Here is a 26325-nt window from a genome sequence, read left to right on the forward strand (position 1 = left end):
ACGTTTTTCAAACAACACCACGCATGGTGCGAGCGTCAGCGTCGCCACTCAATCCATCAGTTAACTAAACACGGTGTTCCGCACGCTGACACCACGTCCACTCCCGTGCGTACGTTTTTCAAACAACACCACGCATGGTGCGAGCGTCAGCGTCGCCACTCAATCCATCAGTTAACTAAACACGGTGTTCCGCCATGTCTTTCGACGCATGCGTTCGTTCATGATTCTCCCGTTGCTGAATGCGTGCTTCTGGCTTGCCGTGGGGGTGGCCGTCCGTTGGCTGATTCCCGCCATGCTCATGTCGTTTCATCGGTTTCGACTGGCCGGATTGTTGGGGCCGGACCAGTGGGGCGCGATCCTGTCCGCCCTGTTCCTGCCGATCCTGATCCCGATGCTTCCGGGCGGCTCGGTAGACATACGCGGTTAATCGCGCGGGAACCCTTGTTCGATGCCGGTCAGGACGATTGTGGCGAGCTGGATGCGATCGTCCATGGAGAGTGCCGTGAGCGCGTGCAGGGCCGCGCGTTCGTGCTCGCGTATCATCCAGTACAGGTAGGCGGATGCTGCGTGCAAGCGAGCGTCCTTGCGGATGTCTGCTTCGGTGGCGATGACCGTGGCGATCCGGCGGATGCGTGGCACGTCCAGTGAGATCACATCATGGAACGTGCGGGCAAGGACGCGGTTGATCACGTCGGCGGCTTGCCGGCTATGGGGGTCGTCCGTGATGAGACGGAGCGCGTCGTCGCCGATGGTCGGGTCGACGATGAGCGCGAGCACCGCGTCGCGCAGGGGCAGTGCCCCGGTAAGGCAGTCGCAGATCATGGCGATGTCCGGTTCGTCGCTGTCGAGGGTGGTGCGGAGCTGGTTGGTGTCGATGCTGGTGGTCATGGGTTCCTCCTGAAAACATGTGCTTTTGTTTTTTGCCGTTCTTCGGCACCGCTACGACAACCCTGTCCGTCCCCGCGTGCGATGAGACGGCTCCGACATGTCGTGTGCGGATCATCGTGCGCGGGGGCGGACAGGGTTATGGTGGCGTGTGCGAAGAACAGAAAAACAGCCGCCCATTGGGCGGCCAGGAGAGTGAGTGATTGTCGCCCGGCCTTGATGCCGGGCGTCCCTGTCATTGCGCCGGCAGTGCCGGTTCCGGTTCCTGTGGCGCGTCCAGATCGTCCGGAAGCATGGATCCCCAGACGAGATCGTGCGCGATGTCGCTGGCGGTCTCGCGGGTGATCTCGATGCCACGATCCAGCTCGAGGACCGGATCGTCACCTTCCACCTCGTATGCGCAGACGTACACGAACCGGCCTTCAATGCGGACCACGGCCTGACACGTGCGCGTCGACCTGTCGCCGTTGCCGGATGTGGCGTCTTGCCACGCGATGACCTCGATCGGATGTCCGCGCGAATCGATGTCGAACATGTGTTCTCCTTTCCGGGGACGAGATATATCGATGTCTTCTATGCGTCAGGATGGTGGCCGCGCCGTGGCGCGGCCGAGCCCGCCCCGCGCGGGGCCGTCAGGCCCCATCGCGGGAAGCGGGCGGCTCGGTAGATATACGCGGTTAATCGCGCGTCAGTATTGTGACCGGTAGTCTTCCCATGCCTTGACGTCCTCATATTCGTTACGGATGAGCCATTCGATGTGGTCGATTCGAGTTCCGCCATGGATTTTGATGATGTAATTGAGTCGGTCGAACGCAACGGTGCTGAGAGTGACCGTTCGCTCCTGCGATTTGTCGTTTTCGTCGGAGGGACCGAAGATGCCGTCAACTTCGCCGCCGTCGAGATGTTGTTCGGCCCAGTCGAGGGCTTGATCGTAGTCGAGTGGAACGATGTCTTCACCGGCCTGGCTTCCTCCGCCGGGGCAGGGTGCTGCGTATTTGCTGGCGGCGTACCCGTAGCCATAGATGAAGTACTCGCCGTTGCGCTTGCGGTAGAGGGTTTCCTCATACCAGCCATAGCCTTCTCCTCTTTCTACGTGGGCAAGCTCTTTGGCGGTGTCGGTGTTGTAGGCGCGGGTGTTGATTCGCTTGTACATGATGCTCCTTATTGCGGTTGTGTCGGCTGTGGTTGTTGCGGGTTTGGTGCATAGCTTCGTCCGATGCCTTCGGAGCGGAACCATGGGTGGCGTATGCGTCAGCGGGCCGCGACGTATCGTCGGATGGTGGTGAGGATGTCAGTGACAAGGTGACAAGCGTGACGAGAGAAGAGACAGGTTTTTTATTTGAAGATATCGGTCTATTGGATCGATGCTTCTTTTTTGAAGATTTCAGAAAACAGATATCCCTTGTCACGCTTGTCATATCGTCATTGGATGGGGCTGGTCATGTCGTCTCTGGTGCGGATGCGTTCCAATCGGGCATGCACTCGCGCCGTGTCACCGGCTGTAAGTTTTCCGCCTTGCTGGCAGATCGCGATGAGCTGGGGTGAGATCGGCACGTTGATCGGCCATCCGTATCGACGGATGTTCTCGATAAGGATCGCATCGTAGTCGTCCAGTCCGCCGTCGACGAGATTTCGCATGCGTCGGTCCAATCCGGAACGGTTCCCTTTCGGCTCCGTGTCATGCCGATCGTCAGGTGTCGTTTGCTCTGTGCTGGCATGGTCGTTGTCGTTCCCGATCGTGGTTATGGCATCGTCGGTCTCCTTTCTCCCTGTTACGGGTGTCGTGATGATGAATGGGTTGTCGGGCCTCCATGTCCTGCATGGGTCGAACAGGTGGAACGACCCGGTCGTGTGCGACCACGCCCACGTTCGCATGCCGTTGACTTCACGCCGTGCCGTGCCGTTGTCGGCTCGGTCCGCGATGAGCGCGGGATACTCGTCCGAGATCGCGTCCGCGATGCGCATCGCGCCGAGGTGCCCTTCCTTGTCGAGGAATGCGAGCGTACTGAGCGCGTGGCGGGTTCCGTCGTGGCGGGACGATTCCCCGTGGCATGGGTTGGTGCGCCACTGTTCGAGCACGGACCGGCATGCGGCGCAGGGCCTCTCGTTCGATCGTGGAGAAGCGGCCGCGGGCGCAGGAAACGCTGAGGGTCCCACGTGCCCATCGATGTTGTGGCTCTTTCCGCTGGTCGGTCGGCTCATTACCTGTATCCAGGCCTCTGGCAGCATGGGCAGTTCCTCTGGTCGTGGTACTTCCCGTTCGTTGGCGCGTGTGCCGTCGGGTCTCAGCCAGTAATACCGCTCGCCGTTGGGGTGGATGCTTGGAGGTGCGGTCAGGTACCGGTGGAACCACTGGATCACGTCCACGCCTTCGCAGATCGCATGCAGTTCCACGCCCGCGGGCACCTGGTACAGTCGGTGACGGTACGGGCTTGAGGGGTCGCCGTGACCGGAGGTCCATGTCGTAGGTAATGTGCCAAGTTCTTGCTCTTTCTGGATTAGGGTGACGTATCCGTCGGCCTTGCGTCGGTGCCCGTCCTCAGAGTCGACGTCCAACGCGATCACGTGTTGCGGCATGACCAGACCGATGTTCATGCCTCTGCCGCTTGCCTGTTCCTCGATGGACCAGTGTCGGTATTCGTTCGCGTCGACCGGTTTCTGGCCGTGCCCCGTCGTGTCTTTCCGAGGCGGCTGTTTGCCCTTGTGCGGCAGGATGGTCATCTGGAGCCAGCCGGCCTCATGGTAGATTGGCCATTGCGTGCCGAAGATCGTCTCGCTCATGGTCGTCATGCCTCCGGAATGCCGAATCCGGCGAAGGGATCGACGGTCGCGGGTTGTTCGCCGCTCGGAATGGAGGGGGCTTGGATCGTCCAGGTGCGCTGTCTGCTGCTGCGCGGGTTCTGCCGGACCGTCCATCCACGGGATTGCAGGGACGATGCGATCATCGTCAACTGCTTGCCGAACTCGCGGGGGTCCTTCGGGCAGGGTCGGTCACTCTCGACAAGAGCCATCCGCGGCATGACCGTCGTGATGATCTCGCTGATGGTCAGCGTGCGTTCTTCCGAGAACTGGTCCTGACAGGCCAGCATGACGGCGTCGACCGGATTGCTGAGGGCCGCGTCGGACACGTCCCCCTGCAACAGCCGCTCGTACATGGCGTACGAACTCTCGCCCATGACCATGTCGCAGGCGCGCAGCCAGCGACGCCAGTCGATGAACTGACCGCGGTTCTCGGCGATATCCGGCAGCACGCGCATGGCTTTGGCGATGAGATCCATCAGCCCGGCGATGGCGGCGGGCAGGTGCCGGGTCCGCCATTCGCCCATGGTCTCCCCGTCGCGCAGGTCGTCGGGCGGCATCGGATCCGAGGCGTCGATATGGATCGTACGTCGCGCCACGTCGGCCTCCAGCCCGGTGGGGTCGACGCCGTTGAAGATCGCGGGATGCTGCATGGCGATCGACGTGGCTTGGGAATCCGTGTATAACGTTCGTTTCTTCTGCGTGCGTCCGGTCGCCAGCGCGGTGATCGCGTCACTCATCGTCTGGTTGGCACGGCTCATATTGTCGACGTACAGCACCAGGCTGTCGCGGGCGGCGACGATGAGGTCGTCGACGGTTTTGGGCATCGAGATGCCCGGTGAGATCTCCTTGTCCGAGTCGCCGTTGGCGGTCGGGTCCGTCAGCCACGCGAGCGTGTCGCACGTGAACGATTTGCCCTGTCCCGGGCGGCCGGTGATCAGCAGAAGGGGGATCTGCGCGTCGCTCAGAAACCAGATCGCGGCCGCATACGCGATCAGCAGCGGAACGTATTCCGTACGTACCGGCAGATGACGGAACAAGGGAAGCAGGTCGTGCCAGTCGCCGTCGACGGGGATGGGCGGGAACGAAGCGAACTGCGGTCCGCGGTAGAACGCGATACCGTCCTGCAGGGTGTCGACGATGCGGTATCCGCCCGCTTCGATGACCGCGTAGCGCGCCGGATCCTGCTCTGGGATTCGACGGTCGTTGCGTTCCGGACCGAGGTCGATAATCAGTTGCGAGCCGATCTTGTACGCGCGTCGGCAGACCCTGTAACGACGGCCCGCGATCGCCAGCGCCTCGCACTGCAACATGGCCTCTCTCACCGTGTTGGCGCCCATTGCACGTCCGGTTGTCGCCATGCATCGGCGGCGCAGCCACGCGGCGAGTCGGCCGCCCCTGTCGGCGTTGATCGGGATGGCCTGTCCGGCTTGGCTGCCGATCCGGGCGATCGTCACGGTGTCGCCGCTTTCCTCGTCGATGCCCAGTCGGAACGATTCGAAAACCGCGGCCGTGCCCTGTTCCACGTTCCACGGCTGAGGAGCCTTTTGGGACGATTCGACACTGATCAGCGTGAGGGTGGTGCCGTCGCCCGTGAACGACCTTCTGCCGAGCTCCTGAATCCCCTCGTCGCTCGTCGCATTCGTCTCGTTGCGCATACGTGCTTTCCTTCCTTCTCTCGGGGAGAAGTCGATGGGAGGCCGGATGCCTCCCGGATGACGTATACATGCGACCGGATCTTTGGCGGACAGAAAAACTTTGTAAAAAATGCAAAAAATGTGGTTTTCCATGTTGTTCAGCGTGTCGCGGTATTCGAGGCGGTAAAAAGCTGATATGCGAAAAAGAAGCGAGGGGCTTGGGGGCAGGATCGCTTGGTTGCGTCATCTCTCCGGTTTGTCGGTCGAGGACGTTGTCGCCGCTTCAGAAAGAAAAAGCGCGGGCGTGAATCCGCTCAAGGAGAGCACGCTGCGCAATCTTGAATCGGGAAGGAAAAAGGATCTGTCCCTTGCTGAACTCGTCGCATTGTCCGCCGCTCTCGACTTGCCTCCCGCTCTGCTCGTCGTGGATTTCCTTCGTCCTTTCGACGCCAGTGGTGTTGAGCCGTTTGATCGTCTTGGCATGACCAATCGAGAGGTCATGGCGCTGTTTCCGATCGGGTCGTGGGACGAGATCGGCCATGGAGCCGGCTACAAGATGAAACAACTGGTCGGGAAAGCGGTCCTCATCGAGAATTCCCTGTCCGAGCTGTCGTTTGTGATGCGGTCTGGTCAGAATATGCAGTTCAAGTATGAGGACCTACGGCTCATCGTAAAGCGGCGGGCCGTAACGTCCTCTTCTGAGGATATCCGACAGGCATGGGAGGAGCAGCTCACGGCAGCGGATGTCCTTTTCTCCATTCGGTTGTATCATTTGCGTTCCCGACATCAGGGAATACTGGACGGCATGGCATCAATGGGCGTGTCGATTCCGGAAAGGATCAAGGAGAAACTGTGCGGCGTGTTTTCCTGGTCTGATGAGACGTCACTTCTCCCGTATGACAAGGCGATGTCCCGTCTCGCCAATCTTCTGGATCTCTCCGACGAACACGCGTTAAAGGGAGATGATGATTCGAAGCTGGCGCGCGTCATAATCGGGAACGCGGGGAGGCTTCTCGGAGAGGCAAAACGGAATGTGCGGCGGCGCTTCCCTCACCTGCTGAGAGCATATTTCATGATCTCCTGCCTGATCGCGGTGGCCGAAGACCGACCCGAAGTGATGTCGCGGATCGATTTTTTCAATCTGGATCGCGCTTTGCGCGAAGTGACATGGACCTGCGGCCTCCCATCGATAGAAAAAGGATGCAGTGACGCTGACTACTATGAGGAGCCTCTCAGCAGAGCTTCGAACGCACTGTCGTGGTGATCTTGAATTGCGCCGTGAGGTGGTCTAGTTTGCCCTGTTTGTGTTACAATGTTCATACATCAGCATGTTTAATGGTTGGAGGTGAGTGATGGCGGATACGGCGACGATTAGTTTCCGGACGGACCCGCAGGTCAAGCAGCGGGCGAAGGAACTGTACGAGTCGATGGGTTTGGACCTATCGACCGCTTTGAACATGTTCCTGCGTCAGTCGCTGACCGACAACGGCATGCCGTTCAGGGCCACCCGGGAGAATCCGGCGAACCTTGAGGCGCGTCGGCAGGCAGATGCCCATGATGGTGTGGCGTTCTCGTCGGTGGACGGTCTGATGAAGGATCTGATGGATGCTTAAATCGGTCTTCCGCACCACGCAGTTCAAGAAGGACTTCAAGGGACTGCTTAAGAAGCATTACGACCCGGAGAAACTGCGCAAGGCCGTCGAGACGTTGATGGCCGAGGACCGCGATCTGCTGTCGACCAAGTACCGGGATCACGCGTTGGTGAACAACTGGAAGGGATACCGGGAGATCCACATCGAAGGTGACTGGCTGCTCATCTACCGCATCGAACGCGACGAACTGCAGCTGGTGCTGACCCGTACCGGATCACACGATCAGCTCTACTGACCGTCTGTTCCTGACTCTGAAAATCGAGGCATAAATCGGGTACGTGTCTACACTAGACATCGTTATCGGCTCACTGCAGGGCAGATATCAATGTGTCTTGGCCCAGACGTCATCGAGTATGGAGACAATGGCCCGATCGTTGCCGGGCCATAGGTCGGCGTAGGTATCCAACGTCATCTTCGCAGAACTATGTCCCATAAGGCGCTGAACCGTTTTTACATCGGCACCGTGCCCGATCAACATGGAAGCGTAGGTATGACGGAGCGAATGTGTGGTCAACCCGTCGATATAGCTCAGATCCGCGTCGCGGACCGCTGGCTTGAATCGGTGATCGTGCCACCCGTTATAGGTGAGCCATCCTCCGCGCGCGTTGGGGAACATGGGTGCGGAAGGGGCGCGATCGCCGGCAAGGGTCGCGAGTCGGGCATCTAGGAAAGTCGGAAAATGCACGTCGCGCGGCAATCCGTTTTTCGTGGGTCCGGTGCCGGTCCAATACCCATTGGCGCCGGTCCTGGTCTTGGATACGTGTACTACGTGCCGATGCAAATCCACGTCGCTCACGGTAAGCGCGGCCGCTTCTCCGATACGAAGTCCCGTATATGCCAAGAATAGGATGAGTGTGCCGTCTCCTGCTATGGAAGCGTGTCGCGGGTTCAGCGAGAGTCGGTCGCATGCTTCGGCGAGTGCGTCAATCTGTTCCGTGGTCAGATAGACGTGTTTCGAGCTTTTCTGTGATTTCGGCCATTGAACATCGGCTGAGGGGTCGCCCATGATCCACCGTTGGCTTACGGCGACGCCTAGCGCTCCGCGAAATACGAGTCTAATCATGGTCATCGTGTTTGGCTTCAACGGTTTGCGACCAGTGATGGGATCTCCTCTGACCAGATCGGCGACCCAGAGGGCGATCTGTATAGTGGTAATCGATCCTACGGGGGTATTGTTCCAGCGCGGCTCGATGTAGCGGCGATAATCGATACGGTACCGCTCCAGACTTTGCGGCCGGACGGAGGTTCTCGTCGCGAACCAGAGCTCGGCCGCCTCGGCGAATGTGTGGGCGCCGGACTCCATGTCCACGTATCGGCCGGACCTCATATCATCATCCACCTGCGTGCGCCATGCCTCCGCGTCGTCCTTGGCGGCGAAGCTCTTCTTGCGCCGTTTGAGACCGCCGTTCGGCAGTGGTTCCATCCAATAGACCAGCCAGCGGCGACCAAGACCGAATCGCGCTTTTCGATGGACGGGAGAGACCTTCGCCTTCGCGGGGTCCGCCGCGCTGCTCAGGCTTCGGCGTTCGGCTGATGTGGCATCATCGGTCAGCCACAGATCCTCGATCCAGGCGCGCGCCATCAGACACGCTCCACGGGCACGGTGCGTGATGCGAGGTAATCCTCCACATCCGAGAGTCGGTAGCGGACGGATCGGCCGACATGGATGAAGGGGAGGTTCGTGCGCTCGAGACGCCATTTCTTGAGCGTCCCGATGCGAATGCCGGTCGCCTCAGCGACCTGATTCGGAGTGAGCAGGGTGATATCTTTCAGTGCGTTTTCCATGCCCTGCTCTATGCGGACAAGCGCCTGTTTCCGTGGGACATTCGGGGGACATTGCCGATCGCCCTCCATATCCGACGATCGCCCATTGTGCGTGAAAAGCGTTGCAATGATTGGGTTTTGAAGTTGTGGGGCCGAGACGTCACTTGCCGGGGAAACTCTGCGATCCTCAGGTTCCCCCGTACCTCTCCATGTCCGTGTATAACCCGCCGAAACCGTTGCAATGACGTGCATCCGGGCTCCTCCATACTATACTGAAACCGTACAGATCATCCGAAGGAGGAGGATTCTTTATGAAGGTCGATATTCTCACCCGCGAATACCCGCCGCATGTCTATGGCGGTGCCGGCGTGCATGCCGAACAGCTGTCCAAGGCTCTGGCTGAGCGCATCGACGTGACCGTGCGCGCGTTCGACGGTCCGCGCACCGAAGCCGACGTTCCCGAGATTCCGAACGCGGCCGAGGCCAAAGGCAGCCTCAAGGTCGTCGGCTACAACACGCCCGCCGAACTGTCCGCCGCGAATCCGGCGCTCAAGACCTTCGGCGTCGACCTGCAGATCGCCAACGACGTGGACGCCGACATCATCCACGCGCACACCTGGTACGCGTGCCTCGCCGGATACCTCGCGAAGATGCTGCACGGCACTCCGCTGGTCATCACCGCGCACAGCCTCGAACCGTTCCGCCCGTGGAAGCGCGAGCAGCTCGGCGGCGGCTACAACCTGAGCTCGTGGGCCGAAAAGGACGCCTACGAGCACGCCGACCGCGTGATCGCCGTCTCCAAGGGCATGCGCAACGACATTCTCACCGCCTATCCGAATCTTGATCCGGACAAGGTCGTCGTCGTGTACAACGGCATCACCATGTCCGAATTCGCCACACCGGCCGCCGACGATCCGGGCTGGAAGGTGTTCGAACGCTACCACATCGACCGCAGCAAGCCGACCCTGCTGTTCGTCGGCCGTATCACCCGTCAGAAGGGCCTGCCGTACCTGCTCAAGGCCCTGCACTTCGTCGATCCGGGCGTGCAGGTCGTGCTGTGCGCAGGCGCCCCCGATACTCCGGAGATCATGGAGGAGGTCAAGAACTCCTTCGCCGAGCTCGACAAGAAGCGCGGCAACATCATCTGGATCGAGGAGATGCTGCCGAAGAACGAGCTGTCCGCGCTCGAACACGGCTGCGACGCGTTCATCTGCCCGTCGATCTACGAGCCGCTCGGCATCGTGAACCTCGAGGCCATGGCCTGCGGCCTGCCGGTCGTCGCGTCTGCCACCGGCGGCATCCCCGAAGTCGTCGTCGACGGCGAAACCGGTTATCTCGTGCCGATCGACCAGCTGCACGACGGCACCGGCACCCCGACCGATCCCGACAAGTTCGTGCACGACATGGCCGACGCGATCAACAAGATCATGGCCGATCCCGAACTCGCCAAGAAGATGGGGCAGGCCGGCTATGAGCGCGCCCGCGACGTGTTCAGCTGGGAGTCGATCGCCGACGAGACCGTCAAGGTCTACCAGTCCGTCCTCGACGAGCAGAAGTAACGGCCGGCGGCAACGCAAGCCGCGCATCATCGGGTCTGCTCTCCACAGCGGGGGCAGGCCCATTGTTTGTATCAGCAAAGGAACCTCCCATGCCCACTGAAGTCCTCAAACTCGAGAACGTCGAATTTCGCCGCAACCGCCGCGTCATCATCACCGACGTGAATCTGACGATCAACGCCGGCGAACGCTGGGTGCTGTTCGGTCCGAACGGCATCGGCAAATCCACCGCGGTGGGCATGCTCGCCACACGCACCTTCCCGTCCGAAGGCCGCGTGTTCATCCTCGGCCATCAGCTCGGCAAATACGACGTGTTCAAGCTGCGTACGCGCATCGGTCTCGCCTCCGCCGATCTCGGACGTCAGTTCCCCGACTTCGAGGATCCGCTCGACGCGGTCGTCACCGGACTGTCCGCCGTGACCGGTCGTTGGCAGGACACATACACGGATGAGGAATACGCGCGCGCCCGCGGGCTGTTGCGTGACTTCCGCGTGAGCTATCTCGAAGGCAAGCAGATGTGGCGTCTGTCGGAAGGCGAACGCACGCGTGTACTGATCGCCCGTGCGCTCATGGGCAATCCCGAACTGCTCATCATGGACGAACCCACCACAGGACTTGATCTGGGCGGGCGCGAACAGGTGATGCGCACGCTGAGCCGCATCGGCGAGGAGGATTCCAACCGTGCCGTCGTGCTCGTGACCCACCGTCTTGAGGAGATCCCGGCCGGATTCGACCACATCGCCATCATGGGCCGCAAACCGATCCCGGCCGAGGACGCCACCGACGAAGGCGTCGACTCCATGGGCAACCCCGGCGCCGGCACCATCGTCTACTCCGGCCCGCTCGAAGACGGTTTGACAAACGAACGCCTGTCCGACCTGTTCGGCATGCCCATCGAAGTCCAGCATGCCCGCGGACGTTGGGCCGCCTATGCGGCGTGAGCGTCGGTCCCAATCACCTCTCACGCCGCGATATGCTGGCGGTCGCGGTGAGCGGGTCCGGTGCTATCTCGGATCCCGTTCACCTTGGCGTCACTCGTAGCTGATGACCAGACGGCCCACCACTTCTCCGCGTTCCAGTCGTTCGATCGCCTCCGGCACCTCGTCGAACGAAACGGTCGTGGTGACCGGCGTGAGCTTGCCGGTACGCATCAGCTCGTAGATGCCGCGGATGTCGTCGGGCGTACCTCCGTTCGAACCGCGCAGATCGCACTGGTTGACGATCAGCGACTTGGAATCAATGGTCGTTTCCAGTCGTCCCATGCCGACGAGCACCACTACGCCGCCCAGCCTGACCACGTCCACGGCGTCGGCGGTGGTGTCGCCGAAGCCCGCGAAGTCCACGATCACGTCGAAGAAGCCCTTCGGATAATCCGTGATGGAACGACGCGCATCCAAGGCTCCCAGTTCCTTGGCGAGCGGCCAGATGTCCTCCTTGATCTCCGCCACGTAGACCTCGGCCCCCAGCAGGTGAGCCACGCGTGAGCCGATCTGTCCCAACCCGCCGAGCCCGATGATGCCGACCCTGTCACCGGCCTTCACGCCGCCGCGGCGGACCACGGCCGCATACGAGGTCATGCCCGCATCCGTGGCGGCGGCCCCGTTGACGAAATCGACTTCGTCGGGGATACGTACCAGCGCCTGCGTGCCCACCACGATCTTCGGTCCGAAACCGCCGTCGAACGAGGAGCCGGGGCAGCCCGCCGGTGTCGTCGGGCAGATCGCCACACGGTCGCCCACCTGGAAATCGTCCACGCCTTCGCCCACCTGACTGATCACGCCCGCGTCCTCATGGCCGAGCGTGACCGGCACCTGCGCCAGCATGGTCATCCAACCCGGATCGGTGAGAATGCCCACGTCGGTATGGCAGATGCCGGCAGCCTTGACATCAACGACCACCTGTCCGGCAGCGGCGGTCGGCTCGGGCAGCTCGGTGAGCTGCAACGGTTCGTTGGTTCCGGTGAATCTCCATGACTTCATGACGTCTCCTTACGTCGCCGACGCATCATTGCGTCGTATTCCCGGGATTCCGGTCCATCGTCGGCTCCGGAACCATCGCCGTGCTTACGACTGCGGCAATGCATACATCGTACGGCGGGAAGACGAATGATTACGGCATCGAAACACGTGATGCTCACAGTCACCGATGGCATATCGTGATGTATCGGTGCCGCATTCGGCAATCCCACGTGTGCGAAAGCGCTGGGAATGACGGGTTGTACCATCGGATTCATGGATGAACGATGGATGAAGGCGTTGCGGGCCAAAGGCATCGTCGTCGGCGACCCCGCAGTCAAGAACGGGACACGACTCCGGTCGGAACGAAACGCCGCTGCCGACCCGTCCGGAAAAGCATCGCGTCAGTCTCAGTCGATCTCCGTCCCCCGGGCCAAGCCGTTCAAGGCCACCGGCCACAAAGGCGGCATCAGCCGGCAAGGCAACTGACCGCGGAAAGGGCCAATGATGAGCAACGAATGCCTGCCGGTGGCGATCGCGCAATACACGGTGGCGAGGGATCCGGAACGCAACTTGGCGATGATCGACGCGTTCGCCCGGGACGCATCGGACGGCGGTGCGAAACTGCTGGTACTGCCGGAAGGACTGATCGCCCGTGACGGCGATGACGACTCGTTCGCGGCGGCCCATGCGCAGTCCATCGATGGTCCGTTCGTGGCCGGACTGCGGCGAATCAGCGCGGATCATCATATCGTCTTGATGGGCACGGTCCACGTCATCCCGACTGTCCATGACGAAGGGGAACGGCCGGATCCGCGCGTGTCCAATGTATTCCTTGTCATCCGTGACGGCGAGATCGTGACATCCTACAGCAAGCTGCATCTGTACGATGCGTTCGCCGCACGGGAATCCGACGTGGTGAGGCCAGGCACCGTATTGCCGCCCGTCGTGGACATCGATGGATGGCGACTCGGTGTGATGACCTGCTACGACCTGCGGTTTCCGGAAACCGCGCGCTCGCTGGCCGTCCGCGGCGCCGACGCGATCGTGGTCAGCGCCGCATGGGTGCGCGGCGACCTCAAGGAGCATCACTGGGCGTTGCTCACGGCCGCGCGGGCGGTGGAGAACACCTGCTACGTATTGGCCTGCAGCGAACTCAGCTCGCGCAACATCGGCTGCAGCCGTATTGTTTCGCCGATGGGGGAGGTCGTCGTGGAAGCGGACGACGAGCACGCCGGGCTGATCGCCGCGAATCTGTCCCGGGAACGGCTCGATGAGGCGCGCCGGACGCTGCCCGTCCTCGCCAACCGCCGTTTCGCCGATCCGCGACTGCAGTGATCGGCGCCGCACGGAGGTCGGCTCGATCACATTGCGCGATATTCTGGATTACCATCGTTGCCATATCGCCATCACTCGAACCTCATGAGACAAGGACGTAGCCATGAATGATGCCAATGCCGAACGTATGCGTTCCCGATCCAACTCCCGTGCCGCGGACATCCGCCCGCTGCTGGCGCTGACCGATGCCATCGGCCTGCTGCAAGGCATACCGCAGAGGGACAAGCCGGAAACGTACGGTCATATCGTTGGCGCCGTGCTTGAGGCTTTCTACGACGATTGGAACGGCGGCGACCATGACTACGACGAAACGTTGCGCAAGGCTGGAATCCGGCATCCGTACTCGTATCTGGACGACGACGATGCCGAGACCGACGCGCTCGACGAGGCGACGCTCAACGCGCTCGTCACCTTCGTGATCCGCGCCGACCACTGGAACGAAGGCGCGCTCGCGGCCTCGATCGAGGACGGCAGCCTGGTGAAGCTGCTGCGCCTCATGCGGCATCGGCTCCCGTCGAGCTGACGGCGTTGCAGGTTCGTATCGTCGCCGCGCTGTTCATGAATGATACTGAGCGTTTTCGCCTGATTCGCGCGCAGCTAGATGTCGGGACTCGTATTCGCCAAAACTGTCGCGTACGGCTTCGACTGGATACTTGTTCGCGGTTTTTGCCAATTTTCCCATGATGATGTCGTCCATATCGACGCCAAGTGCATCGGCCATCATAATGCAATAGGTCAGTACATCGGCCAATTCTTCTTGGACGTGCCGCGTATCCGATGCCGGAGCTTCCGGCATCCATTGGTAACACTCCAGCAATTCCGCGGCCTCAATGCTGATGGATTTCGCCAGGTTGGCCGGCGTGTGGAATCGTTCCCAATCACGTTCCGCCGTGAAATTGCGTATCGACTGAATGGTGCTGTCGCTAATCATATTCGTCATTCTATGACCTGCCGAATGTCGGTGATGCGACTTCCGGCATTACGCGACATAATGTAACCATGTCTGTTGAGCATTCGAGTCCCACCATCATCAGGCTGCCTTATGGCAACTATGAAGAGAAGGATTTTAAGGCCGCGTTGAATGAAGCCATTGAAGATCTGCCGGTGAACGCTCGTGTTAGTAACTCCGAATTTGACAACGCGCTGCTCTATATACTGGGGTATCCGACGGTATACATCGTGTACTCAGGCAAGGAGAATCGGCATTCCTCCAAGAACGAATACACGGTATATGTCGGCGAGACCAATGACATACGGCATCGGACCTTTGAACATCTGAAAATAGATTCCAGAAAACGCGATGATTGGCGTGCGATTGCCGAAGCGGTCGATGAAGATGCCGACGCTTTTTGGCAGTATGTAATTTCGCATCCGATGTTCAACAAATCCTTGACATTGGATGTCGAAAACCGTCTGATGCATTACCTGTCAAGTACTGATTGCGTCAAGAAGCTCAATAACCGCCGCACCAATGCACAGGGCAGATATTACACGTCCGATCAGTTTGACGGCATCTTTTCCAAGATCTGGCTTGGTCTACATCGAGACGATCCGGATTTATTCCCGGCGGAGGAGATCATTCGTGATTCGTCCTTGTTTAAGGCGTCTCCTTTCCATCAGCTGGGTGCTAGCCAAGTGGATGCCGAAGAGGCGATTCTTGCACGGCTTGATGCGTTGTTCCCGGCGAGTCAATCCGGTCCAAGCTATGTGGGCAATCCCAAGCTGATTTTTGTCCAAGGTGCTGCCGGAACCGGAAAAACGGTGCTGTTGAGCCATTTGTTCTATCGAATCGCTACGGAGATCGGTATTCAGGGAGACACGTATTCCGAAGATGAGGAACACTCGACATCAAACTCCTCGCGCGGCAGTGAGCTTTCTGCATATATTTTGGTGAACCACAAAGAACAGGTTCATGTCTATAACCAGATTGCCTTGAAACTGGGATTGCAGAAGAAATCCAACGAGGTGGTGATGCTGCCCAGCCAATTCATCAATCGGTTCAGCGAAACGAACGATCATGGCCGGGGTATTCCGGATAAGCCGCATGGCGTCGCAGACATCGTGCTTATTGATGAGGCACATCTCCTCACCACGCAAGGAACGCAAGGTTATTCGGGAAAGAACCAGCTGTACGACATCCTGCGCCGTGCCCGTGTCGTCATCGCGGTATTCGATCCCGAGCAGATTCTCCAAGCCCGTCAACAATGGCGCTCGTCTGTCCTGAGACGACTGTTCCCGAGCAACGAGCTGACCGACAACAGTGTCCGCAATGCCGGGACGATCAGTGATTTTGATAGTGTTGAGTTGGGTGAGGAGGACGGGCTCCCCTCCATATCCGTCGATGTGGCTCATATTCGATTGGAGAAGCAGTTCCGCATGGCTGCCAGTGAGGGGATCATACAGTGGATTGATCGATTCGCGGCGGGTGAAGGCATTGGTCCGATTCCTCGGGATCAGGGCGAACGAAGCCCTGACGGGACTCTGATTCGCCAGCCATATGAAATCCGGGTATTCGATTCGCCTGTCGAATTGTGCAGGGCAATAGAGAGCAAGGCGCAGCTGCCTGCCGGCGGTTGGAACGGTTCCGGTCTGTCCCGTGTGTTGGCTACCTACGATTGGAAATATTCTTCGACCAAGAACGATGATGATCCTCAAGGATTATGGAACGTGGCCATGCATTGCGATTCGGCAGGACATTGGCAGATGGGGCTTGCCGAAAATGATAACGAAGGCTACATCCCGGGGAATACGGATTCACGCCGCTTCTGTAGGCCATGGAATTACCAGTTGACTGATTCTGCACCGAAATCGATCGACAAGGATTTGGCTTGGGCGGAGAAGCCATACACCATCAACGAGATAGGTTCCACATTCACTATTCAGGGTTTCGATCTGAATTATGCCGGAGTGATCATCGGCCCTTCGGTGAAATATCGTGATGGGAAAATCGTTTTCGATTATCACGCGAGCAAAAACTATCTGGCAACCAATAAGCGTAAGGATCTGGATGGTGACTACACCGAACAGAACCTCCAGCATGAATTGAACGTCTTGCTGAAACGCGGTGTCCACGGCTTGTATCTGTTTGCCGTTGATGAGGAATTGCAACGGCGGTTGAAAGCATGCAGCATGGCCATGAGATGTGGCGAGATGCGATCGCGCGAAGTCGTATCGAAAACCACCTACGGATACGATTCATTCATCTAGGGGACCGGTAGCTTCCCTTTCATGCATTACACTGATACCGTTTGATCGACGTAACGGGTATCGAAAAAGGCAAGGAGCGACCCATGAATCCGAAACAGGGACCGCTGTCCGCCGGCGAAAAGGTGCAGTTCGCCGACCGTAAGGGCAAGAAGATCACCGATCAGCTGGTCGCAGGCGGCTCCACGCAGACCGAGCACGGCCTGATCCTGCACGATGCTGTGATCGGCCGTACGGAAGGCATCGTCGTGACCACCGTCACCGCGAAACGCGAGGCGCAGGTCAATCAGGTGCACCCCGAACGCGACGCCAACAAGCCGTGGAAGGCCGCCCGTGCGATCGGCGGCTGGGACTACGCGGTCATGCGCCCGCGTCTGGCCGACTACGTACTGTCGATGCCGCGTGGCGCGCAGATCATGTACCCGAAGGACATCGCGCAGGTCATCCAGCTCGGCGACATCCGCAAAGGCCTGCACGTACTCGAATCGGGTGCCGGTTCGGGCGCGATGAGCGTCAACCTGCTCGACGCGGTGGGGGAGGGCGGCCGCCTGACCACGATCGAATTGCGCCCCGATTTCGCGCGAGTGGCCGAAGCGAACGCGACCCTGTATTACGGCGAAAAGCCGGCATGGTGGGATCTGAAGACCGGCGACTTCGACTCGGTCGCCGCAACCCTGCCGGAACATGAATACGATCGAATCATGCTTGACATGCTCGACCCGTGGAACCGGCTCGAACAGGCGTATCGCGTGATCGCGCCCGGCGGTGTGCTCGTCTGCTACATCACCACGACCACGCAGATGTCGCGCCTGGTCGAAGCGCTGCGAGACTCCGGCCGCTGGACCGAACCGGACATCCAGGAGACGCTGGAACGTAGTTGGAAGGCGCAGGGGCTCGCCGTGCGTCCCGACCATCAGATGATCGGACACACCGGATTCCTCGTCATCTCGCGTGCGATGGCAGAAGGATTCACGGCGCTCAAGAAACGCGATCGCGTCACCAAGGACACGACCACCGACATCGACTCGCTCACGGACGACGAACGTGCCGCGCAACTGGAGGATCTCGAACTGCGCGACATCTCCGACCGCAAGCTGCGCAAGGTGCTGCGCGATCTGGACGCGCAGGTCGCGAACCTGTGAACGACCCGTCCGTGACTCGTTGCCGTTGCCTCGGCGTCAGGTGCGCCGACGCAACACGCGGGCGGAAAGTTCACTTTCATCGTCCATAATAGGGGCAGCTTCGAGTCATCGACAGTCGGATAGGATCACCGAAAGGACAGCATGTCCGTCAAATTGGGCAAGGTCGGGAAACAGGCCAAAACGTACGAGCACATCCTCATCATCATGAGGCATGCGAAGGCCGAGCCGTTCGGGGAACATGGCGACCGTGACCGCCCGTTGTCCGACAAGGGACTCAAGCAGGCCAAGGCCGTGGGCAAGGGTCTGCTTGAGCTCGACTTGGTCCCCAACCGCATCGCATGTTCGGGTGCCTTGCGCACCCAGCAGACCTGCGCCAAGATGCTCAAGACCTTCGGAGACGTTCCCAAGGTCGACTACCGGCAAAGTCTGTACGACGGCGGCATCCAGGCCGTGCTCGACGAGCTCGCGCAGACCAAGGACAAGCATCGCGTGCTCATGGTGCTCGGCCATGAGCCGACCATGTCGATAGCCAGCCAATGGCTTGCGTCGCACGAATCCGATCCGGCGACGCTTGACCGGCTCAATCTCGGACTGTCCACCGCATCGGTCGCGATCTTCGGCTCGGACAAGCCGTTCAGCCAATGGCAGCTGCACGACGCCGAGCTGATCGCCGTCATCACGCCCAACGATTTCGACTGAGCGGACGTGCCTTTTGCGTCGCGACGATATGGCGAAAAGGCTATAAGGGCTGTTTATAGCGACACCCAAGTTCCCCTGATGTCTTATGACCGGCCGATCTGTGATAGGTTGACCGGGTTGCAATTGTAAGATTTCAGGAGGAACCATGTCCGCTCTGACTTCCGTCTCCGGTTTTCCGCGCATCGGCCAGAACCGTGAACTGAAGAAGATCATCGAAGGCTACTGGAAGGGCGCCGCGTCACTTGACGACGTGCGTGCGACCGCCAAGGAGCTGCGAGCCAAGCACTGGAAGCTGCAGGCCGACGCCGGCGTCGACCTGATTCCCAGCAACGACTTCAGCTACTACGATCAGATGCTCGACACGGCGATCCTGCTCAACGTGATCCCGCAGCGCTACCAGCGTCTCGCTTTCGACAACCCGGAGGAGACGCTGTTCGCGATGGCCCGCGGCTATCAGGGCGAGCACGGCGACGTGACCGCCCTGCCGATGAAGAAGTGGTTCACCACCAACTACCACTACCTCGTCCCGGAAATCGAGCCGTCCACTGAGATCAAGCTCAACGGCACCAAGCCGTTCGACGAGTTCAACGAAGCCAAGTCGCTCGGCATCGACACCAAGCCGGTGCTTATCGGCCCGTACACGTTCCTCAAGCTCGCCCGCAACGACCAGGCCGAGGAAATCGAGGTTGACAAGGGCCTCGCGAACGCGGTCGCCGCCGTGTACGCCGAAGTGCTCGCCAAGTTCGCCGAGCTCGGCGCGGCCTGGGTGCAGATCGACGAGCCGTACCTCGTGCTCGACAAGGATCCGGGCGACGTCGAACTGTTCAAGACTCTGTACACGAAGATCCTGCCCGCCCGCGACGGCAAGGTCAAGGTGCTGCTCAACACGTACTTCGGCCATATCGCCGACGTGTACGAGACGGTCAACCTGCTCGGCTTCGACGGCATCGGACTGGACCTCAACGAAGGCAAGGACGAGAACCTCGCCGCGGTCCAGCAGTACGGCGTGAACTCCGCGACGACGATCTTCGCCGGCGTGGTCAACGGCCGCAACATCTGGCGCAACAACTACGCGGTCAGCCTCGGACTGCTCGACGCGCTCAAGCAGGTCACGCCGAACGTGGCCGTGTCCACCGCGTCCTCCCTGCTGCACGTGCCGTTCAGCACCGAAGGTGAGACCGCGCTCGACCCGGCCGTGCTCAAGCATTTCGCGTTCGCCGTCGAGAAGGTCGGAGAACTGACCGAGATCGCCAAGCTGGCTGACGCGAGCGACGACGAGAAGAAGTCCTCCTCCGAACTGGCCTCCAACCAGGCGCTGTTCGATGGCACCCGCGTCGCCGCCGATCCGGCCGTCGCCGAGCGTTTGTCCAAGCTGACCGAAGCCGATTTCGTTCGTCAGCCGGCCCGTGCCGAACGTCAGAAGGAGCAGCGTGAGGCCCTCGGCCTGCCGCTGCTGCCGACCACCACGATCGGCTCCTTCCCGCAGACCAAGGAGATCCGCGCCGAACGTGCACGTCTGCGCAAGGGCGAGATCACCAAGGGCGAATACGACACGTTCATCAAGGCCCAGATCGACGCGTGCATCAAGCACCAGGAGGAGATCGGCCTCGACGTGCTCGTCCACGGCGAATTCGAACGCAACGACATGGTCGAATACTTCGGTCAGAACCTCAACGGCTTCCTGTTCACCAAGAACGCCTGGGTGCAGTCCTACGGCACCCGCTGCGTCAAGCCCCCGATCGTGTGGGGCGACGTCTCGCGCGCCAAGCCGATCACGGTCGAATGGTCCGCGTACGCGCAGAGCCGTACCAGCCATGTCATGAAGGGCATGCTCACCGGCCCGGTCACCATCCTCAACTGGTCCTGGCCGCGTGAGGACATCACCCACGAGCAGCAGACCCAGCAGCTCGCACTCGCCATCCGCGACGAAGTGCTCGATCTCGAGGCCGCAGGCATCAAGGTCATCCAGATCGACGAGGCCGCGCTGCGCGAGAAGCTGCCGCTGCGCAAGTCCGATTGGCATAAGAAGTACCTCGACTGGGCCATCCCGGCGTTCCGACTCGTGCACTCGGCCGTCAAGCCGACCACACAGATCCACACGCACATGTGCTACTCGGAGTTCAACGACATCATCCGCGACATCGACGCGATGGACGCCGACGTGATCTCCTTCGAAGCCTCCCGTGGCGATCTGGTCGTGCTCGACGCGATCCATGACGCACACTTCGAGACCGAGGCCGGTCCGGGCGTCTACGACATCCACTCGCCGCGCATTCCGTCCGAAGCCGAGATCGAGGAACGCATCTACGAGATCCTCAAGAAGATGGACGTCGAAAAGGTGTGGATCAACCCCGACTGCGGTCTGAAGACCCGTGGCAACGCCGAAACCTGGCCGAGCCTCGAGCATCTGGTCGCGGCTGCCAAGGCCGTGCGCGCCAAGCTCGCCTGAGCCTACTGATCGCAACGGCTCCCCTCCGCACGAGGGGAGCCTCTTCATTCATAGGAGCAACCATGCATTCACCGATGTTCTCGCTGGAGGTCTTTCCTCCGAAACGTGACGCGCCGATCGGCACGATCTATGATGCGCTCGACGGGCTCGAAGGTCTCAGACCGGACTTCATCTCGGTCACCTACGGTCACGGCACCCACGCCGACCGCACCGCCACGGCACGCATCGCCAACACGATTCGCAAGGATTACCAGATCCCCACGGTCGCGCATCTGACCGCCCTGTATTCCGACGAGGCGAAGATCGACGATGCGCTCGACCTGTTCACCCAGGCCAAGGTCAGCGGCGTGCTCGCCCTGCGCGGCGACCATCTCGACGGTCTCGAACCGTCCGGCGTGTTCGCTCACGCCAGCGACCTGATCGCATACATCCGGGAACGCAAACCGGATCTGAAGATCTACGCCGCCTGCTATCCGGAAGGCCACATCGAATCCGAATCCTTGGACGACGACATTGCCCACCTGAAAACCAAAGTGGACGCCGGTGCATCGCATCTGATCTCCCAGCTGTTCTACGACAACGCCGACTTCTACCGGTTCCTCGACAAGGCTCGTGCCGCCGGCATCGACGTGCCGATCGAAGCGGGCATCATGCCGGTCACCTCCGCCAAATCGGTCCTGTCGATGGCCGCCAAGAACAACACGCGCATCCCCAAGGCCGTGTCCGCCATGCTCGACAAGTGGGGCGACGATCTGCCGTCGCTGCGTGCCGCCGGCATCAACTTCGCCGCCCAGCAGATCACCAACCTCGTCGCCAACGACGTGGAAGGCATCCACCTGTACACGATGAACCGTCCGGGCACCGCACGGCACATCTGGCACAACGTATCCACGTTGTTCTCGGAGTGACGGCTCTCGGAAACGGTCGTTCTCGAATTGTCACCTTCGCAACGTCTGCAGCGGCATGTTCGGTATGTGCCGAGGCAGACGTTGCAGTACATTGGGACAGTATGGATGCCACGCGAGAATTCAAAGTAGGTGCACGCGAACTGATCCACGCCGGACTGCAGGATCTCGATGCCGCACGGACGCAGTTCGACAAGCTCGCCGCCGACGGAGTCGACGAGCCGCGGTTGCGCGAACTGCTGGCCGATCTGGAAAAGGCCTGCGATCCGGACATGGCATTGGGCAATCTGGTCGATATCATCAACGCGTTGCAGAGCCAGGGCCGCACGTTGGACGAGATCCTGCCCGACGCGCATGCGTTCGCCCGTCTCGTGGCCGTACTCGGCGTTTCCGACGCGATGGGCAAACTCATGCGATTCCGTCTCGACCTGGTCGAAGCCGCGGCCAGTGACGGTTGCAACTCCCATCTGTTCAATCACGATCAGCGCCGGGCCCACGTACTTCAGGCGGTCGGAGCCGACCCGAACGATCAGAACGCGCCGACGGCCACGCTGAACCTCGCCGACGCGACCACCGCACTGCGACGCACCTATCGCAAACAGCTGGCCGCGATCATCGCGCAGGATACGCTCAGCGACGATCCGATCGCATTGCAGCCACGCATCAGCGAGGAACTGTCCGATCTGGCCGACGCGGCGCTCGAAGGCGCGCTGGCCATCGCGCGGCACGAGGTGGATGGCAGCGAACATGTGCGGTTCACCATCATTGGCATGGGCAAGCTCGGCGCCCGCGAACTCAACTACGTATCCGACGTGGATCTGATCTACGTCGTCGAACCCGCCGACGCCGAAACCGGACACCAGACGCTTACCCGCATCGGCACCAAAATGGGCACGCTCCTGCAGCGCGTCTGCCAGTCCGTCATCATGGGCGTGGCCGAACCGACCCTGTGGCAGATCGACGGCGGTCTGCGGCCCGAAGGCAAGGACGGCCCGCTGGTGCGCACGCTCGAATCGCATCAGGGCTATTACGAACAGTGGGCGGAAAACTGGGAGTTCCAGGCGTTGCTCAAGGCACGGCCCGTCGCTGGAGACAAGAATCTCGGACAGGCGTACATGAACATGACCCGTCCGTTCGTCTGGACCGCGTCGAAGCGTGACAATTTCGTATACGACTGCCAGAAAATGCGCAAGCGGGTCGAGGATCTCATCGCCGCACCGCTCAAGGACCGCGAGATCAAACTCGGTCGCGGAGGCCTGCGCGACGTGGAGTTCACCGTCCAGATGCTCCAGCTCGTGCATGGCCGAACCGACGAAAACCTGCGCACCACGTCCACGCTCGAATCATTGCAGCGTCTCGCCGACGGCGGCTACGTGTCGCGCAAGCAGGCAGCGAAGTTGTCATGGGACTACCGCTTCGAACGGGTCATGGAACACCGCCAGCAGATGTGGGCGCTCAAACGCACCCATCTGTTCCCGGATCTTGGCGCCGGCAGCATCGGCGGACTCGATCGCAAGCGTGACATCAGCGACGAGGCGCTCAACCAGAATCCCGAACTGCGCCGTCTTGCGAGAGCGTTCGGCTTGCATCCCGAGGAACTCGTCGACAAGTACGACGAAACCCGTCGCGAGGTACGTCGCCTGCACATGGACATCTACTATCGGCCCATGCTGCCGATCGCCGCATCCGCCGAGGGCGATGGGGTCACGTTGTCCGAACAGGCGGCACACGAACGGTTCGCGTCCATCGGGTTCGCGGACACGGACGCGGCCATCCGCCACGTCCACGCATTGACCGCCGGCGTCTCCCGCGCCGCGAAAATCAACCGCATCATCCTGCCGGCCGTGCTCCAATGGCTCGGACAAGGCCAAAACCCGGACATGGGACTGCTCAACTGGCGCAAGCTGGAGGAGAACTTCGGCACCGACAGCGAATATCTTGGCTTTCTGCGTGACTCTACCTCCGCGGCGCAACGACTGTGTCACATCCTGTCCAATTCGAGGTTCCTGGGGGATGCGCTCAACAAGTCCGTGGTCTCGGTCACCTGGCTGGGCGACGACGGCCGTTTGCGCGCACGCTCGCGCGACAGCCTCGACGTGCAATGCGCGTCGTCATTGTCTCGCAATGCCGGCAGCATCAACGATTTCGCCACATCGATGAGGGCCATGCGTCGCCATGAGATCGAACGCATCGGCCTGGCGTGGATGAGTGGCGTGATGGACGACGCCGAATCGCTGCGCGGCATGACCGACGTATACGATGCGATCATCGACGCCTCATTGACCTGGTCGATACGTAATCAGTGTCGTGAACTCGGTCTGCCGGAAGACCGGCCGCCGGTCGTCATGTCGGTTATCGCCATGGGACGGTATGGCGGTCGTGAGGTCAACTTCAGTTCCGATGCCGATGTGATCATCATCTACCGGGCGTCGAATGACGGCGGCGGTTCCGACGTTGACGAACAATCCGCCAACCAGTTTGCGCGTAAGGTCTGCGAATCGTTGCGGCAGATCCTGCAGGGACCGACCACGCTCGAACCGAAAATCGAACTCGACATGGATCTGCGGCCCGAGGGAAAGAACGGTCCGTTGGTCCGATCCTTCGACTCATGCCGCGAATACTATGCGTCATGGGCGAGCACGTGGGAGCATCAGGCGTTGTTACGTGCGCGGTTCGCGGCCGGGGATCGAGGCTTGGCCGAGGATTTCCTGCACGAGATCGCCGATCCGTTGCGTTATCCGATCAATGATCTGACCGAGACGGAGCTTGGAGAGATACGCAAGCTCAAGGCGCGCATGGAAGCGGAACGTCTTCCACGTGGCGTGCGCCGTGACCGTCACCTCAAACTCGGCAAAGGCGGTCTGTCGGACGTGGAATGGACCGTACAGTTGTTGCAGCTACGACATGCCGGCGACCATGCCGCGTTGCGTCTGAACTCCACGATGGAGACCTTGGACGAGTTGGAACGGATGAAATACGTCGATGCCGCGGACGCGGTAGTGCTGCGCAAGGCGTGGCGCATGTGCACCGCCGCCCGTAATGGCAATTATCTGTGGAACGGACGCGTCTCGCAGGCTGACATCCTTCCCGACGACATCTATTCGCTAGGGGGAATCGCCATTTATCTGGGCTACGACGCTCACCGCGGACAGCATTTCGAAAACGACCTGCTGTCCGCCATGCGCAAGGCCCGTGACGTGACGGAGCGGCTGTTCTACGGACGGTGAGACGGGCCGACGCCCGTTCTCCGCATCCGTCGGTGTATAGTGGGGTGCGATCATGAACGGGCCGAGGACGGTCGGATTGGTGATAGGGCAAAGGAGCGCACATGGTATCCGCCAAACTGGTATTCATCGATATCGACGGCACGCTGGCCGACGAGCGTCATCAGGTGCCCGAGTCGGCCCAATACGCGTGCCGACAGGCGCAGGCCAATGGGCATAAGCTGTTCATTTGCACCGGTCGTTCCCTTCCGAAAATCGAGAAGAGCATCCTTGATCTCGGGTTCGACGGCGTGGTTTCGGTCGCCGGTGCCCAGGTCAACATCGGGGATCGCGTGCTGTTCCAGCATTTCGTCTCGCCGGAGGCCATCGATGCCGCGATGGCGTATTTCCGCAAGCACAACATCGAAAGCTATCAATGGCAGGGCGCGAACGGCATGTATATTTCGCAAGGGTACTATCGCCATCTGCAGGCGAAGGACACCGCCTGGGGCAGCGACGAGTTCGCCCGCTTCTGGCATCTGATCGACGACGTGGAGATTCCGGAGGGCTCGACGCTGGGGCATGTGCTGAAAACCAGCAAGGGATCGTATTTCACCGGTCCCGATCCCGATGTCAGCTTCGAGGACGTGCGTCGGGACATGAGCCCCTGGTTTGAGACCGTGCATGGCTCCTACGACAGGATCTCTCCGAATAATGGCGAGCTGATGATCAATGGTGTGGATAAAGGCACGGCTGTGCGCGATGTGGCACGACTGCTCGGATATGACATCGCGGATACGATCGCGATCGGCGACAGCGACAACGACCTTGCCATGCTTAAGGCGGCCGGCACCAGCGTGGCCATGGGCAATTCCCAGCACGGCATCGAACGGTATTGCGATTTCACGACCACAGCCGTCGGCAATGACGGTCTGGCCAATGCGTTCCGCCGTCTCGGACTAGTGGACGGGTGAGCTGAGATTTGGCCCTATGATGCCCCGGTGTTCACTTTGTCGTTGGTTTCGGGGTTTATTCTGGGGTTGTTGGGCGTGTTGTGCGCTATTGCGACACGCCGAGGGAGCCGTGTGTTTTCAACGGTTCTCGGTTTTGTTGTGCCTGCTGGTTTGCGTGGGGCGG

General features: G+C 60.6%; 25 protein-coding genes. 16 read left to right on the forward strand and 9 right to left on the reverse strand.

The genetic code is table 11. The features are described from left to right. Positions 1-208: 208 nt before the first annotated feature. Positions 209-427: a hypothetical protein gene (locus GFD25_RS11000; RefSeq protein ID WP_163232808.1), complete on the forward strand. Its 219-nt coding sequence runs from the start codon at positions 209-211 to the stop codon at positions 425-427. Here GFD25_RS11000 and GFD25_RS11005 read toward each other — a convergent pair. From GFD25_RS11005 to GFD25_RS11025, 5 genes are all read right to left on the reverse strand, one after another. Beyond that, positions 424-888, reverse strand: coding sequence for a hypothetical protein (locus GFD25_RS11005; protein ID WP_163232810.1), 465 nt, complete (start codon positions 886-888; stop codon positions 424-426). The two genes, GFD25_RS11000 and GFD25_RS11005, sit on opposite strands and share 4 nt — an antisense overlap. A gap of 232 nt (positions 889-1120) precedes the next feature. After that, entirely contained in the window at positions 1121-1420 is a 300-nt protein-coding gene (locus GFD25_RS11010; protein WP_163232812.1) for a hypothetical protein, read from the reverse strand. A gap of 153 nt (positions 1421-1573) precedes the next feature. After that, the gene (locus GFD25_RS11015; RefSeq protein WP_163232814.1) at positions 1574-2038 is read right to left on the reverse strand and encodes a hypothetical protein; all 465 of its coding nucleotides are present in this window, start codon (positions 2036-2038) and stop codon (positions 1574-1576) included. Between the two features lie 269 nt (positions 2039-2307). After that, on the reverse strand, positions 2308-3666 hold the full coding sequence (locus GFD25_RS11020) for a bifunctional DNA primase/polymerase (protein ID WP_163232816.1): 1359 nt from the start codon (positions 3664-3666) through the stop codon (positions 2308-2310). A 5-nt stretch (positions 3667-3671) separates the two neighbouring features. After that, complete coding sequence (locus GFD25_RS11025) at positions 3672-5342, reverse strand: hypothetical protein (protein ID WP_163232818.1); 1671 nt, start codon at positions 5340-5342, stop codon at positions 3672-3674. A gap of 175 nt (positions 5343-5517) precedes the next feature. Between GFD25_RS11025 and GFD25_RS11030 the strand changes: the two genes are divergently transcribed. From GFD25_RS11030 to GFD25_RS11040, 3 genes are all read left to right on the forward strand, one after another. Continuing rightward, entirely contained in the window at positions 5518-6585 is a 1068-nt protein-coding gene (locus GFD25_RS11030; protein ID WP_163232820.1) for a helix-turn-helix domain-containing protein, read from the forward strand. A gap of 88 nt (positions 6586-6673) precedes the next feature. Further along, on the forward strand, positions 6674-6934 hold the full coding sequence (locus GFD25_RS11035) for a type II toxin-antitoxin system RelB/DinJ family antitoxin (protein ID WP_163232822.1): 261 nt from the start codon (positions 6674-6676) through the stop codon (positions 6932-6934). Beyond that, positions 6927-7208: a type II toxin-antitoxin system RelE/ParE family toxin gene (locus tag GFD25_RS11040; RefSeq protein ID WP_163232824.1), complete on the forward strand. Its 282-nt coding sequence runs from the start codon at positions 6927-6929 to the stop codon at positions 7206-7208. Before GFD25_RS11035 ends, GFD25_RS11040 begins: the two co-directional genes overlap by 8 nt. An 87-nt stretch (positions 7209-7295) precedes the next feature. Here GFD25_RS11040 and GFD25_RS11045 read toward each other — a convergent pair whose 3' ends face one another. Next, positions 7296-8555, reverse strand: a complete 1260-nt coding sequence (locus tag GFD25_RS11045) for a tyrosine-type recombinase/integrase (RefSeq protein ID WP_163232826.1) — start codon at positions 8553-8555, stop codon at positions 7296-7298. After that, positions 8555-8758 (reverse strand): helix-turn-helix domain-containing protein, encoded by a 204-nt coding sequence (locus GFD25_RS11050; RefSeq protein ID WP_204314891.1) that lies wholly within the window; start codon positions 8756-8758, stop codon positions 8555-8557. Before GFD25_RS11050 ends, GFD25_RS11045 begins: the two co-directional genes overlap by 1 nt. A gap of 290 nt (positions 8759-9048) precedes the next feature. On the opposite strand from GFD25_RS11050, the gene glgA reads away from it, so the two are divergent. Together glgA and GFD25_RS11060 are read left to right on the forward strand one after the other, a co-directional pair. Then, positions 9049-10296, forward strand: a complete 1248-nt coding sequence (glgA, locus tag GFD25_RS11055; RefSeq protein ID WP_163232828.1) for a glycogen synthase — start codon at positions 9049-9051, stop codon at positions 10294-10296. An 89-nt stretch (positions 10297-10385) separates the two neighbouring features. Continuing rightward, the gene (locus GFD25_RS11060; protein WP_163232830.1) at positions 10386-11234 is read left to right on the forward strand and encodes an ABC transporter ATP-binding protein; all 849 of its coding nucleotides are present in this window, start codon (positions 10386-10388) and stop codon (positions 11232-11234) included. 90 nt (positions 11235-11324) lie between these two features. On the opposite strand, the gene GFD25_RS11065 is transcribed toward GFD25_RS11060, so the two are convergent. Continuing rightward, positions 11325-12272, reverse strand: a complete 948-nt coding sequence (locus GFD25_RS11065) for a zinc-binding dehydrogenase (protein ID WP_163232832.1) — start codon at positions 12270-12272, stop codon at positions 11325-11327. A 252-nt stretch (positions 12273-12524) separates the two neighbouring features. Between GFD25_RS11065 and GFD25_RS11070 the strand changes: the two genes are divergently transcribed. The 3 genes from GFD25_RS11070 to GFD25_RS11080 all read left to right on the forward strand — a co-directional run bounded on the left by GFD25_RS11070 (position 12525) and on the right by GFD25_RS11080 (position 14109). Next, a complete protein-coding gene (locus GFD25_RS11070) occupies positions 12525-12737 on the forward strand; it encodes a hypothetical protein (RefSeq protein ID WP_163232834.1) in 213 nt (70 codons plus the stop codon). 15 nt (positions 12738-12752) lie between these two features. Continuing rightward, a complete protein-coding gene (locus tag GFD25_RS11075; protein ID WP_163232836.1) occupies positions 12753-13586 on the forward strand; it encodes a nitrilase-related carbon-nitrogen hydrolase in 834 nt (277 codons plus the stop codon). A 103-nt stretch (positions 13587-13689) separates the two neighbouring features. Further along, positions 13690-14109: a DUF6508 domain-containing protein gene (locus GFD25_RS11080; RefSeq protein ID WP_163232838.1), complete on the forward strand. Its 420-nt coding sequence runs from the start codon at positions 13690-13692 to the stop codon at positions 14107-14109. Between the two features lie 33 nt (positions 14110-14142). Here the strand turns inward: GFD25_RS11080 and GFD25_RS11085 are convergent, their stop codons facing one another. Next, positions 14143-14517, reverse strand: coding sequence for a nucleotide pyrophosphohydrolase (locus tag GFD25_RS11085; RefSeq protein WP_163232840.1), 375 nt, complete (start codon positions 14515-14517; stop codon positions 14143-14145). A gap of 68 nt (positions 14518-14585) precedes the next feature. Here GFD25_RS11085 and GFD25_RS11090 point away from each other — a divergent pair, with 68 nt between their 5' ends. The 7 genes from GFD25_RS11090 to GFD25_RS11120 all read left to right on the forward strand — a co-directional run bounded on the left by GFD25_RS11090 (position 14586) and on the right by GFD25_RS11120 (position 26162). Continuing rightward, positions 14586-16793: a DUF2075 domain-containing protein gene (locus GFD25_RS11090; RefSeq protein ID WP_163232842.1), complete on the forward strand. Its 2208-nt coding sequence runs from the start codon at positions 14586-14588 to the stop codon at positions 16791-16793. 83 nt (positions 16794-16876) lie between these two features. Beyond that, complete coding sequence (locus tag GFD25_RS11095; RefSeq protein WP_163232844.1) at positions 16877-17932, forward strand: tRNA (adenine-N1)-methyltransferase; 1056 nt, start codon at positions 16877-16879, stop codon at positions 17930-17932. 141 nt (positions 17933-18073) lie between these two features. Continuing rightward, positions 18074-18631, forward strand: coding sequence for a SixA phosphatase family protein (locus GFD25_RS11100; RefSeq protein ID WP_163232846.1), 558 nt, complete (start codon positions 18074-18076; stop codon positions 18629-18631). A gap of 145 nt (positions 18632-18776) precedes the next feature. After that, positions 18777-21080, forward strand: a complete 2304-nt coding sequence (gene metE / locus GFD25_RS11105; protein ID WP_163232848.1) for a 5-methyltetrahydropteroyltriglutamate--homocysteine S-methyltransferase — start codon at positions 18777-18779, stop codon at positions 21078-21080. A 62-nt stretch (positions 21081-21142) separates the two neighbouring features. Continuing rightward, positions 21143-21988, forward strand: coding sequence for a methylenetetrahydrofolate reductase [NAD(P)H] (gene metF, locus GFD25_RS11110; protein ID WP_163232850.1), 846 nt, complete (start codon positions 21143-21145; stop codon positions 21986-21988). A 101-nt stretch (positions 21989-22089) separates the two neighbouring features. Further along, positions 22090-25212, forward strand: coding sequence for a bifunctional [glutamine synthetase] adenylyltransferase/[glutamine synthetase]-adenylyl-L-tyrosine phosphorylase (locus GFD25_RS11115; protein ID WP_163232852.1), 3123 nt, complete (start codon positions 22090-22092; stop codon positions 25210-25212). A 101-nt stretch (positions 25213-25313) separates the two neighbouring features. Next, a complete protein-coding gene (locus GFD25_RS11120; protein WP_163232854.1) occupies positions 25314-26162 on the forward strand; it encodes an HAD family hydrolase in 849 nt (282 codons plus the stop codon). The last annotated feature ends 163 nt before the right edge of the window (positions 26163-26325 follow it).

Source organism: Bifidobacterium aerophilum, from assembly GCF_010667685.1.
GTDB lineage: Bacteria > Actinomycetota > Actinomycetes > Actinomycetales > Bifidobacteriaceae > Bifidobacterium > Bifidobacterium aerophilum.

Coding starts and splice junctions, on each gene's coding strand:
- GFD25_RS11060 (WP_163232830.1), top strand. CDS start 10,386: ATGCCCACTGAAGTCCTCAAACTCGAGAACGTCGAATTTCGCCGCAAC.
- GFD25_RS11065 (WP_163232832.1), bottom strand. CDS start 12,272: ATGAAGTCATGGAGATTCACCGGAACCAACGAACCGTTGCAGCTCACC.
- GFD25_RS11075 (WP_163232836.1), top strand. CDS start 12,753: ATGATGAGCAACGAATGCCTGCCGGTGGCGATCGCGCAATACACGGTG.
- GFD25_RS11030 (WP_163232820.1), top strand. CDS start 5,518: ATGCGAAAAAGAAGCGAGGGGCTTGGGGGCAGGATCGCTTGGTTGCGT.
- GFD25_RS11095 (WP_163232844.1), top strand. CDS start 16,877: ATGAATCCGAAACAGGGACCGCTGTCCGCCGGCGAAAAGGTGCAGTTC.
- GFD25_RS11080 (WP_163232838.1), top strand. CDS start 13,690: ATGAATGATGCCAATGCCGAACGTATGCGTTCCCGATCCAACTCCCGT.
- glgA (WP_163232828.1), top strand. CDS start 9,049: ATGAAGGTCGATATTCTCACCCGCGAATACCCGCCGCATGTCTATGGC.
- GFD25_RS11040 (WP_163232824.1), top strand. CDS start 6,927: ATGCTTAAATCGGTCTTCCGCACCACGCAGTTCAAGAAGGACTTCAAG.
- GFD25_RS11025 (WP_163232818.1), bottom strand. CDS start 5,342: ATGCGCAACGAGACGAATGCGACGAGCGACGAGGGGATTCAGGAGCTC.
- GFD25_RS11120 (WP_163232854.1), top strand. CDS start 25,314: ATGGTATCCGCCAAACTGGTATTCATCGATATCGACGGCACGCTGGCC.
- GFD25_RS11035 (WP_163232822.1), top strand. CDS start 6,674: ATGGCGGATACGGCGACGATTAGTTTCCGGACGGACCCGCAGGTCAAG.
- GFD25_RS11020 (WP_163232816.1), bottom strand. CDS start 3,666: ATGAGCGAGACGATCTTCGGCACGCAATGGCCAATCTACCATGAGGCC.
- metE (WP_163232848.1), top strand. CDS start 18,777: ATGTCCGCTCTGACTTCCGTCTCCGGTTTTCCGCGCATCGGCCAGAAC.
- GFD25_RS11000 (WP_163232808.1), top strand. CDS start 209: ATGCGTTCGTTCATGATTCTCCCGTTGCTGAATGCGTGCTTCTGGCTT.
- GFD25_RS11005 (WP_163232810.1), bottom strand. CDS start 888: ATGACCACCAGCATCGACACCAACCAGCTCCGCACCACCCTCGACAGC.
- GFD25_RS11010 (WP_163232812.1), bottom strand. CDS start 1,420: ATGTTCGACATCGATTCGCGCGGACATCCGATCGAGGTCATCGCGTGG.
- GFD25_RS11070 (WP_163232834.1), top strand. CDS start 12,525: ATGGATGAACGATGGATGAAGGCGTTGCGGGCCAAAGGCATCGTCGTC.
- GFD25_RS11115 (WP_163232852.1), top strand. CDS start 22,090: ATGGATGCCACGCGAGAATTCAAAGTAGGTGCACGCGAACTGATCCAC.
- GFD25_RS11100 (WP_163232846.1), top strand. CDS start 18,074: ATGTCCGTCAAATTGGGCAAGGTCGGGAAACAGGCCAAAACGTACGAG.
- GFD25_RS11090 (WP_163232842.1), top strand. CDS start 14,586: ATGTCTGTTGAGCATTCGAGTCCCACCATCATCAGGCTGCCTTATGGC.
- GFD25_RS11085 (WP_163232840.1), bottom strand. CDS start 14,517: ATGATTAGCGACAGCACCATTCAGTCGATACGCAATTTCACGGCGGAA.
- GFD25_RS11050 (WP_204314891.1), bottom strand. CDS start 8,758: ATGGAAAACGCACTGAAAGATATCACCCTGCTCACTCCGAATCAGGTC.
- GFD25_RS11015 (WP_163232814.1), bottom strand. CDS start 2,038: ATGTACAAGCGAATCAACACCCGCGCCTACAACACCGACACCGCCAAA.
- metF (WP_163232850.1), top strand. CDS start 21,143: ATGCATTCACCGATGTTCTCGCTGGAGGTCTTTCCTCCGAAACGTGAC.
- GFD25_RS11045 (WP_163232826.1), bottom strand. CDS start 8,555: ATGGCGCGCGCCTGGATCGAGGATCTGTGGCTGACCGATGATGCCACA.